The following is a 9,565-nucleotide window of genomic DNA, read 5'->3' on the forward strand; positions in this document are numbered from 1 at the left end:
TAGTTTTGAAAGGTTGATGGTTGGTAGTTAGCCTGACATTTTACACCTTCTCCATAAAAGTAAGATATTAGGACTTACGAAAAACTACACCCTGTAGGGTCAATTCATGAATTGACCCTACCTTTAAATCAGAGTTTTGACTATTGTTTGCTTAAGTCAAGCGTAACACTTATGTTTGTGGTAGCAGCCCTTCTTGATTAATTGCTGCGATAGCATCCTTTACTAATTTTTTCCAGTTTTCTTCTGCTTCTTTATTTTTTATCCGATCCTCAGCTCCTGGCCAAAGAATAGCTTTATTGCTATCATCACTATAAAAATCCCGCCAGCCTGTCTGAGCTTTTTCATGTTTAATTGCAACAGTGACAAATTTGTCAAATTTAGCGTATGCCTCTTCATTCGGAAAAGTGAGCCGACTTTTCAGTTCTTCTCCACATTTGTCAACAACTTTATCCCGTAAGGATGAAATTTCTTGTCGGATTTTTTCTAAATATTCATTTGCTTCTTGCCGAATTTCCTCTAGAGATTTATTTACAGGCAAAGATGAGGCTTGGATGATGCTCGGCTGAGAATTTTTTTTATCAATCCATTGTCGCATCAATGATGATATGGTCTTAATAGATAAACTCAAAAATTTCTTATTTATTTCGTTAGGGAACGGAACGCCTAACCAAGTCATTATAGCAGCCCCAATCTCAGACAATTGGTCTTCCGTAGAATTATCAATTTTATTCTCAATTTCTTTCTCAATTTTTTCAACATCTTCATCTTTAATTTCAGAAGCAGTGTTTTTCAGTTCATTAATTTGTTTAAGCGTTACTCCAACTTCGTTTGTCAGAATTTGATTAATAGATAGAGGATCAAGATGTTTATCTGGTTGGAGATAATTTAGATATTCCTGAATCCAAGTTGAAATAATCTTTTTGTATGTAGTGGTAGATGTTTTCATCTCCTCAAATGATTTTTGGATTTGTTCTGTGGTATTACTATCAGGAATATGTTGTTTAATTTCATCAAAAAAATCAAGCCCTTTATTATTTGCCAGCTTTTCTAATTTGGCGTATTCAGATAATATATCGACTACTGATAGTTGTAATTTTCTCTCTGAATTCTCAAGTGCTGTTGCTAGTTTTTCAAACTCCGACGTCAGTCTTTTTTTGACCTCATTAATACACATGTAGTAGGAAATTTTATATGAATCTCCATATGCATCTCGAAATTCTTTAATCTCTTTTACAGAAGGAACAATTATCTCTTGTTTACAATCTTCTAAAACTTTCTCTACTTGGTTTTCAAAATCTGGATCAGTTTGATTTTGCTTGACACCGAGTTCATCACGTTTTTTGTAAATTTCACCATTAAGAGGTTTCCAAAGGTTATCTTCAAACCAAGCATTAAATGTTTGACCTCCTCGTTGACTATATCCTTCTAAAGCATTAATAGCAGGTTTTAATAAATCATTAATCTCATTCTTAAGTTTTTCTAGTCGTTGACTATGGAAACGCAAATATTGTCTGCATACTTCATCAATGTTTTTAGTCAATTCTCCTAAAACTGGAATAAGTATTTTTTCTTTAACTTCTTCAGAGTTAGCACAGTCTGCGATTACGGAATCGGAAACTTCAATAATTTTGTCTGATTCCATCTTTCTTTGAAAACGCTCACAAGCTTCTTGACCTTTCTTTTCTTGTTCTTTATTTTTATTGAAAACCATAAAAGAACATTTCTTAATAGGAAAGTTACCTAGAGCATCACGAGCTACCTGATACATTTGTCTATCCTCATCTTTCCAGTCATCACCCATAGGGTCTGGTCTACGAACGAAAAGAATAAAATCAACATCTTGCTTGAGGGTTTTAATTAATAACTCTACATCTAATATGGCATTATCACCTAAACCTGGCAAATCGATGACACCGATTTTTCCTAATTCATTTTTAGCGGGAAACTGACAGTGTATTCTTAATTCTTTGACAGCTAGATATTCACTGTTAGTAATCTTGCCATTATTATCTGTTATCTGAGTAGTATATTGTCTGATTTGATTTGGTGCAATAACTTCTGATTCTGATGAACTATTAAGTAATGACTTATAATCATTGAATTTGGCATAGTATTCTCCTCTTAAACGTATAGATAAATGTTTAGAATTTGCATCTTCTTCTTTGTTTGGAGATATTTGAGGAGGAAAAATCCGAGCTTCTAAATCATCTGGAACGGTTGGTCTTGAACCTTCTAATCCAAGTTTATCAAAATACATATGAAGAATATTTTGTAGGGAAGAATATGAATGTAATTCAACTTCATTTCTAAGTTTGCCTAAGTCATTTTCGTGGTAAACTTTACTTAAAACTCTTGTACAAACACCTGCCGAACTAGTAGGAATATATTCATCAGTTAATCCAGTTATACTTTGTAATAAGCGACTTTTACCTTGACGCATTTTTCCTACTACTCCAATATTTAGAGTTTCACGGGATAGGCGTTTTTTGAGAATATCTATTTCTCTTAATTCTTGATCTATTTCTTGTCTAACTTTTGATAAGTCAATTGTTCTCAAACGTACAGAAACGTTAGAGTTAGTTTCAGAATTACTATTCAGGAGGGTTTGTTGTTCAGATTCCAGTCTTCGCAAGCAGCTTTTAATATTTTTCCATTGTTCTACAACAGTATCAAGATTTTTAGCTTGTTCTTGGCGTCGAGTAATAATTTCTTGAATTTGCTTCGCGATAGTCATAGATTTTATTTTCCCAAGAGTTACACATTAACAGATGAACAGAAATCGCAGGTAACAAAAATATTACCTGAACACAGTCATTAAGGATAAATGAATACTCAGTCAAAGTAATTTTGAGGAGTTTGTTGTTAGCGCTTAAGCACTCAATTAAGCACGCTTAATTTTTACTACAAACCCATAAAGATTTACCAGACAGAGTACTAGGACTTACATACACATTGACAGAATTAGAGTATGTTGTTTTGTGCTCAACAGATGAAATCGGTTTATCCACAATATTGATATGACCTATATATTTTAGAATCAAAGGCCAAAATCTAATTTACGGATATGTCCAACCTAATATTTGCCTTAAGCCTTAATAAGCCTTCTTCTATATAAGAATGGGTGCAATCAAATCAATTTATGCATCTTTGAGATTCTTGAGTTTCCGTATCCTGTGTAAATTTGTGACGGTCACTGGATAATAAAAGTTGATTTTGCCAAATAAATAAAAAATTTAATAATATAAAACCGACTGCTTTTATAAAAAGAAACAGTCGGTATCAGACTGATGATACTGAGTATATTTTATGCTTCTCTATTCAAAAAGCTTTGTACTTGTCTTAAAGCAGCAGCACCGATGTTAAACAATGCCCAACCAGCTGCGATCGCAACCGGTGCCAACACAATAGCCACACGCATATCTAAGTCCATATCTAGTAGTCCTCTCTTAAGTACAAGTTAAAGTATTGTCAACACTTCTCATTTTTTCATTTTTAGCTGAAGTGGACAATTTTTCCCAACTAATATGTAAAGATTCGTTACAAAATTAGTCATTTGTCATTTGTCATTTGTTGATTGTTAATAGTTAAGTCGTTGCTTGTTAAGCATCTCCCCCTTGTCCCCTTGTCCCTCAATGAGGTGCGCTAAAAGCCAATATCAGTCCCTTTTCCAGCATGGACTAAAGCTAACTTTTTGTAACGTTCAGCGTGTTCGATTAGTTCCGCTACTTGAGTGTCAGTGACTTGACGCATTACCTTGGCAGGAGTCCCGACTACAAGGGATTGGGGCGGTACATCTTTGGTTACGACTGCGCCAGCCCCAACTATGCTCCCAGTGCCAACTCTTACCCCATCTAAAATCACTGCTCCAATCCCAATCAAGCTACCACGTTCAATGTAGGCAGAATGTACCACAGCCCGATGCCCTACGGTAACATGGTCTTCTAAGATTGTGGGCTTACCCGGATCACCGTGTAGAATTGCTCCATCTTGAATGTTTGTGCATTCGCCGATTTCAATACGTTCCACATCTCCCCTAATGACTGCTCCATACCAAATGCTAACCCCGGCGGCTATATTCACTAAACCGATCACAACAGCGTTAGGTGCAACGAAAGCAGCTTGAGAAATATCAGGAGAAGACCAATAGGAAGTGTTAGACACGATAGAATATGAATATGGTACTCAGGAACACTGGACAAATTCCAACTTTAGAGACTGGTTGCAAAACCAGAATATCACGGCTTCGAGCCTGTTCGCTGAGGCAGCAGTCAGTAGATACCCTTATCATGTGGCGCAGAAGCGTAACAAAAACCAACGTCACTGGTGAAGACAAAACCATTCTTCTTATACGCACTTCATGATGAATCCAGGCTTGCAGTACCCTATATTTGGTCCCGACATCCAGTGTCCCCACTGCCGACAGACAATTCCGGCACTGACACTAACAGATACCTATCTGTGTCCTCGTCATGGCGCCTTTGAAGCCAACCCAAAAACAGAAGAGTTGATTCATTTGCAATCAGGGCGTCATTGGCGCAGGTGGGACGGAGAATGGTATCGGCAACATACCCATCCCGATGGCATTCGATTTGAAATTCACGAAGCCCTAGACAAATTATATACACAAGGTTATCGAGCAACACGGGTGATTATCGCTCGCCGCTATCAGGAGTTGATGAGTGGGTATTTAGAACGCAGCACTCCTTGGCGGGGAGGACAATCTGAAGGAACTTCAGCGCGACTCTATGGTTTGCCAGTAGAGTTTAGCCCTGATTCCACAGACGAACCCTGTTGGGAAGTAATTAATTTTGATTTGGAAAAAGAACCTGGTGTGCCTGTGCGCTACCCTTATTTTAGATTATTTGAATAATAGTTATTAGTCATTGGTCATTGGTCATTGGTCAATCATTGCTAGTTAGTGGTTGCTACTTGCTAGTTGGCGATTGTTGGTTATTCCAATACCCAATGCCCAATGCCCAATGCCCAATGACAAAATTATGCACCACGCTTCTATTCGTACCGCTAATATTTATCAAGCGATCGCCTTCTACGAACAACTGGGGTTTACAGTTTGTGAACGCTTCACCACGGGTTATACCCTTGCTTGTTGGATGGAAGGATTAAGCGGCAGAATAGAGCTGATTCAAATACCCGAACCAAAACCAGCACCAGATGCATTTACTGACGAACATTATGTCGGTTACTATCACTTGTCTTTTGATCTGACTGAACTCACAACCGATTTACCTAGCTACTTGGCAAAATTAAAAGAATCTTTTGCTGTGGCTGCACAAAATCAACCAGAATCTTTACAACCACTAAAGGTTTTATTAGAACCAACACAACAGCAAATAGGCGATCGCATTTATGAAGTCGCTTTTATCGCCGATGCTGACGGCTTACCCTTGGAATTAATTCGAGTTTTAGCAACATTGGGGGATCGGGGATAAGGGATCGGGAATCGGGGATCGGGATAAGACACGGTGATAAGGGAAAGTAGGAGATGCGGTGAAGCGGAGAAACAATCAACAGGTCTCCTGATCCCTGATTCCTGATCCCCGCTCCCCGCTCCCCAATCCCCAATCCCCGCTCCCCAATCCCCAATCCCTTTCCCAAAAATTCAATCCTCAGCTAGTTGTCATTTTATTGCTTTCTCTGTAGAATATTCTTTTTCTGTAGTGTTGCTGAGGTAACAAAATCCCCGGCAGTAATACACTATAGTCATAGAAAAATGCTGTAATTTAATTTACAGAGAAATCAAGCAAATACATGTCTGTGTTTAAAAAGTTGCATAGATATCGTTTATCAATTATTGTGTTAACTCTCTGGTTAATTGCGGTTTTGCTACTTAGTGATGGATCAGCGACCAGTCACACTAACGCAATTTCTAGTATAGTAAAAATACATAAAGAAAAAGCATTAAAAAAAACAAGCAAAACTTACGTGACAGAGAATGTTGACCAGACAGTACTGGAAAATGGTCTGATTGTACTGACCAAGGAAGTTCATTCAGCACCAGTAGTGTCTGTACAGGTATGGTATGAGGTTGGTTCTCGCAACGAACAAGCAGGTGTAAATGGTATCGCTCACCAATTAGAACACATGATGTTCAAAGGCACAAAAGACCGTCCGGTTCAATTTGGGCGTTTGTTTAGTGCTTTAGGTAGCGACTCCAACGCTTTCACTAGTTATGATCAGACTGCATATTATGGCACCGCAGAACGTAATAAGCTCAACGCCCTGCTGATGCTAGAAGCAGACAGAATGGAAAATTCTCTGATTGATGCAGAGAAATTAGCAAGTGAAAAGCGGGTGGTAATTTCTGAGTTACAAGGTTACGAAAATAGCCCAGAGTATCGCTTGAATCGTGCGGTGTTACAAAAAGTATTTCCTGAACATCCTTATGGCTTACCTGTGGGTGGTACTAAGGCTGATGTTGAGAAATTTCAAGTTAAACAGGTACAAGAATACTACCGTAAATTCTACAGACCCGACAATGCTGTCTTGGTAATTGTCGGTGATTTTGATACAGCGAAGACTCTCAAAGTTGTTAAAGATGTATTTGGGAAAATCCAGAAAAGTCAAGAGTCAAGTGTCAACAGTACAGACGCGATTAATCGCGTCTGTACAAGAGTCAAGTGTCAAGAAGCGATAGTCAATAGTCAAAAAGCTTCTCACTCTCCCATTGTCTTGCGCGAACCGGGAGCAAATGCATTATTACAAGCAATATATCCTTTACCAGATGCGAATCATCCTGATATCCCAGCATTAGATGTGATGGATTACATCTTGACAGAGGGACGAAATTCTCGCCTGGATCAGGCATTGGTAGAATCTGGGATGGCAACTGATGTCACAGGTTCTATTGTAAGTTTGCGGGAAGCTGGTTGGTATGAATTATCTGTGACTGCTACACCTGGTGAAGACTTGAAAAAAATTGATGCAGTCATGCAAAAGGCGATCGCAACTCTGGCTTCACAGCAAGCAAAAGTAGAAGAGGTGAATCGCGCCAAAGCACAGTTAGAAGCTGCTGTAGTTTTGAATAACCGTGATATTACTAGTCAAGCAATGCAACTAGGTAACGATCAAACTACAGCTGGTGATTATCACTATACAGATCACTATCTAGCAGCAGTCCGTCGGGTAACTGCTACGGATGTGCAGCGTGTTGCAAATAAATACTTAAAACCAAAAGTACGCTCATTTGGCATTTTTGAACCAACTCAAATCCAGGCTTCACAAAAGAGTGATGGAAAATCACATTCCACACTCATAAACGAAAATTTCTCAGATAATACATCTAAAGTAGCTACAGAGGTGATGAAATATTTACCACCTGTAGATTTGACAACACATCCCACTAACCTGACTTTACCAGAGCAATTCAAATTATCTAATGGCATTGAGGTGTTGTTGTTACCAGACAACAGTACTCCAACAGTAACTTTAAGCGGTTATATTAAAGCTGGTAATGAATTTGACCCAGAAGATAAAGTCGGACTAGCATCTCTTGTTGCAGAGAACTTGATGAACGGGACTAAAACTAGAGATGTGTTGACGATCGCTAAAACTTTAGATGAACGCGGCGCTAGTTTAGATTTTGAATCTTATCGTGAAGGAACAGAAATTCAAGGTAGCGCCTTGGCAGGAGACTTGCCTGTTGTCCTGCATATTGTAGCAGATGTGGTCAAAAATCCGACTTTTCCAGGTAAAGAATTAGAACTAACTCGACAACAAGCTTTAACAGACCTGAAGGAAGAATTAGACGACCCTACAGAAGTTGCTAAAAGAACATTTGTGCAATCTGTGTATCCAAAAACCCATCCACTACACAAATTTGCGACACCAAAAAGTTTGCAGCGCATTCGCCGACAAGATTTAATTGCTTTTAAAACACAGCACTACCGTCCAGATACAACAGTGCTAACACTCGTAGGAGATTTTGATCCGAATAATGTGCGATCGCTCATTGAAGCTGAATTTGGTAACTGGAAAGTTAGTGGTCAAGCTCCAAAAATAGAATATCCTGTAGTACCAATACCAAACAACATTGTGCGTCTCAATCCAGTATTGCCAGGTAAAACCCAAGCTGTTACTTACATGGGTAACACAGGGATTAACCGCAAAGACCAGCGATATTACGCAGCTTTAGTGTTAAATCATATATTGGGTGGTGATACTTTATCTAGTAGGCTGGGGGCAGAAATACGCGATCGCCAAGGTCTGACTTACGGAATTTATAGCACCTTCCAAGTAGGGCAAAACATTGGTATATTTTTGATTGAAATGCAAACAGCACCTGAAGATACCACTCGTGCGATCAACAGTACCCGCCGACTACTAGAAGAAATTCATCAGCAAGGTGTTACCTCTGATGAATTGGAAACAGCAAAGCGCACCTTGATCAGTAACTACAATGTTTCCCTTGCCAACCCAGATGAATTGTCATACAAAATTTTGATGAACAAGGTGTACGGATTGGATAAAAAAGAATTGCACTCTTTTGTAAATCAAATCGCATCAGTCACCCTTGAGCAAGTAAATCAAGCAGGTCGTGAGTTACTCCATCCAGATAAAATTGTTGTTGTGACTGCTGGACCAACGGTAGTAGCAGATAGTCATTAGTCATTGGTCATTGGTCATTGGTCATTGGTCATTGGTCATTGGTTAATATTTACTACTTGTTACAAAGGACAAATTACTAATGACAAAAAAATTCCTAGAAGTGTTACAACGTATAGGCGTTGTAATTGTAATCCTACTAAGTTTCACAATCTTCATCGCTACTCCAGTGAAAGCAGCAAGCTTATCTGGAGATTTACTGAAGCAGCCGCCTACAGAAATTACAGTTAGCCTCGGTAATTCTGCCAATGAGCTGAAGTATGAGCCAAATCATTTAGAATTAGTAGCTGGTAAACGGTACAAACTTAAGCTGACCAATCCTAGCAATCAAAAGCATTACTTTACTGCCAAGGATTTTGCTGATGGGATTTGGACACAAAAAGTCGAAGCTGGTAAAGTGGAAGTGAAAGGGGCCATCCATGAAATTGAACTCAAGCCAGGTGCTGAAGCTGATTGGGTATTTGTACCACTTAAGCCTGGTAAGTATGGCTTACATTGTCCCATCCCAGGACATACTGAAGCTGGGATGACAGGAGATATTGTAATTCAGTGAACAGTTATCAGTAGGACTTACGCAGACTCTACGAATTCTTGGCGTTCTACCTTACGGTAGACACGTAGACGGACGAAGTCCGGCTTCTCGTAGAGTAGTGGCTTCCGCAGGTAGCCGCTTGCGCGTCTACGATAAATTAAGCTTTTTGGCAACTTTTGCGTAAGTCCTGATTAGTTATCACTGGAGAACTCAGAAAGAAATCAGAACTTGACACTCTCCGCCCTATAAGTGCGGAGGTTCTTGCTTCATCCGTCCTCCCTAGAAACCCGAATACAAAGTATTCAAATCTCCCCGTTTGGATACGTCCACAAGCACACACGGACTGCCCGACCGCGTTTGAAACGATTTCTTAAATTTTTCTTTGACTCCCACATTTATACAAGATTTAGG

Annotated in this window: 8 protein-coding genes; 5 read left to right on the forward strand and 3 right to left on the reverse strand. The window is 39.1% G+C overall.

Going from position 1 to position 9,565, the window contains the following annotated elements:
• Positions 1-169: 169 nt before the first annotated feature.
• From ACE1AT_RS16085 to ACE1AT_RS16095, 3 genes are all read right to left on the reverse strand, one after another.
• Positions 170-2,734, reverse strand: coding sequence for a dynamin family protein (locus tag ACE1AT_RS16085; RefSeq protein ID WP_374870016.1), 2,565 nt, complete (start codon positions 2,732-2,734; stop codon positions 170-172).
• A 570-nt stretch (positions 2,735-3,304) separates the two neighbouring features.
• Positions 3,305-3,430, reverse strand: a complete 126-nt coding sequence (locus ACE1AT_RS16090; RefSeq protein ID WP_026721151.1) for a photosystem II protein Y — start codon at positions 3,428-3,430, stop codon at positions 3,305-3,307.
• Between the two features lie 212 nt (positions 3,431-3,642).
• Positions 3,643-4,161 carry a gamma carbonic anhydrase family protein gene (locus ACE1AT_RS16095; RefSeq protein ID WP_374870018.1) on the reverse strand — a complete coding sequence of 173 codons (519 nt, stop codon included), beginning with the start codon at positions 4,159-4,161 and terminating at the stop codon, positions 3,643-3,645.
• On the opposite strand from ACE1AT_RS16095, the gene ACE1AT_RS16100 reads away from it, so the two are divergent.
• The 5 genes from ACE1AT_RS16100 (at position 4,151) to ACE1AT_RS16120 (ending at position 9,175) form a co-directional block, all read left to right on the forward strand.
• Positions 4,151-4,327, forward strand: a complete 177-nt coding sequence (locus ACE1AT_RS16100) for a hypothetical protein (protein ID WP_374870020.1) — start codon at positions 4,151-4,153, stop codon at positions 4,325-4,327. The genes ACE1AT_RS16095 and ACE1AT_RS16100 overlap by 11 nt on opposite strands.
• Before the next feature lie 30 nt (positions 4,328-4,357).
• Positions 4,358-4,870: a TIGR02652 family protein gene (locus ACE1AT_RS16105; protein ID WP_374870022.1), complete on the forward strand. Its 513-nt coding sequence runs from the start codon at positions 4,358-4,360 to the stop codon at positions 4,868-4,870.
• A gap of 127 nt (positions 4,871-4,997) precedes the next feature.
• Complete coding sequence (locus tag ACE1AT_RS16110) at positions 4,998-5,450, forward strand: VOC family protein (protein ID WP_374870040.1); 453 nt, start codon at positions 4,998-5,000, stop codon at positions 5,448-5,450.
• A 319-nt stretch (positions 5,451-5,769) separates the two neighbouring features.
• Positions 5,770-8,625 carry a M16 family metallopeptidase gene (locus ACE1AT_RS16115; protein ID WP_374870024.1) on the forward strand — a complete coding sequence of 952 codons (2,856 nt, stop codon included), beginning with the start codon at positions 5,770-5,772 and terminating at the stop codon, positions 8,623-8,625.
• Positions 8,626-8,704: 79 nt separating this feature from the next.
• Complete coding sequence (locus ACE1AT_RS16120) at positions 8,705-9,175, forward strand: cupredoxin domain-containing protein (RefSeq protein ID WP_374870026.1); 471 nt, start codon at positions 8,705-8,707, stop codon at positions 9,173-9,175.
• Positions 9,176-9,565: the final 390 nt, after the last annotated feature.

Source organism: Pelatocladus sp. BLCC-F211, assembly GCF_041928655.1.
In the GTDB taxonomy this organism is placed as follows: Bacteria; Cyanobacteriota; Cyanobacteriia; order Cyanobacteriales; family Nostocaceae; genus Pelatocladus.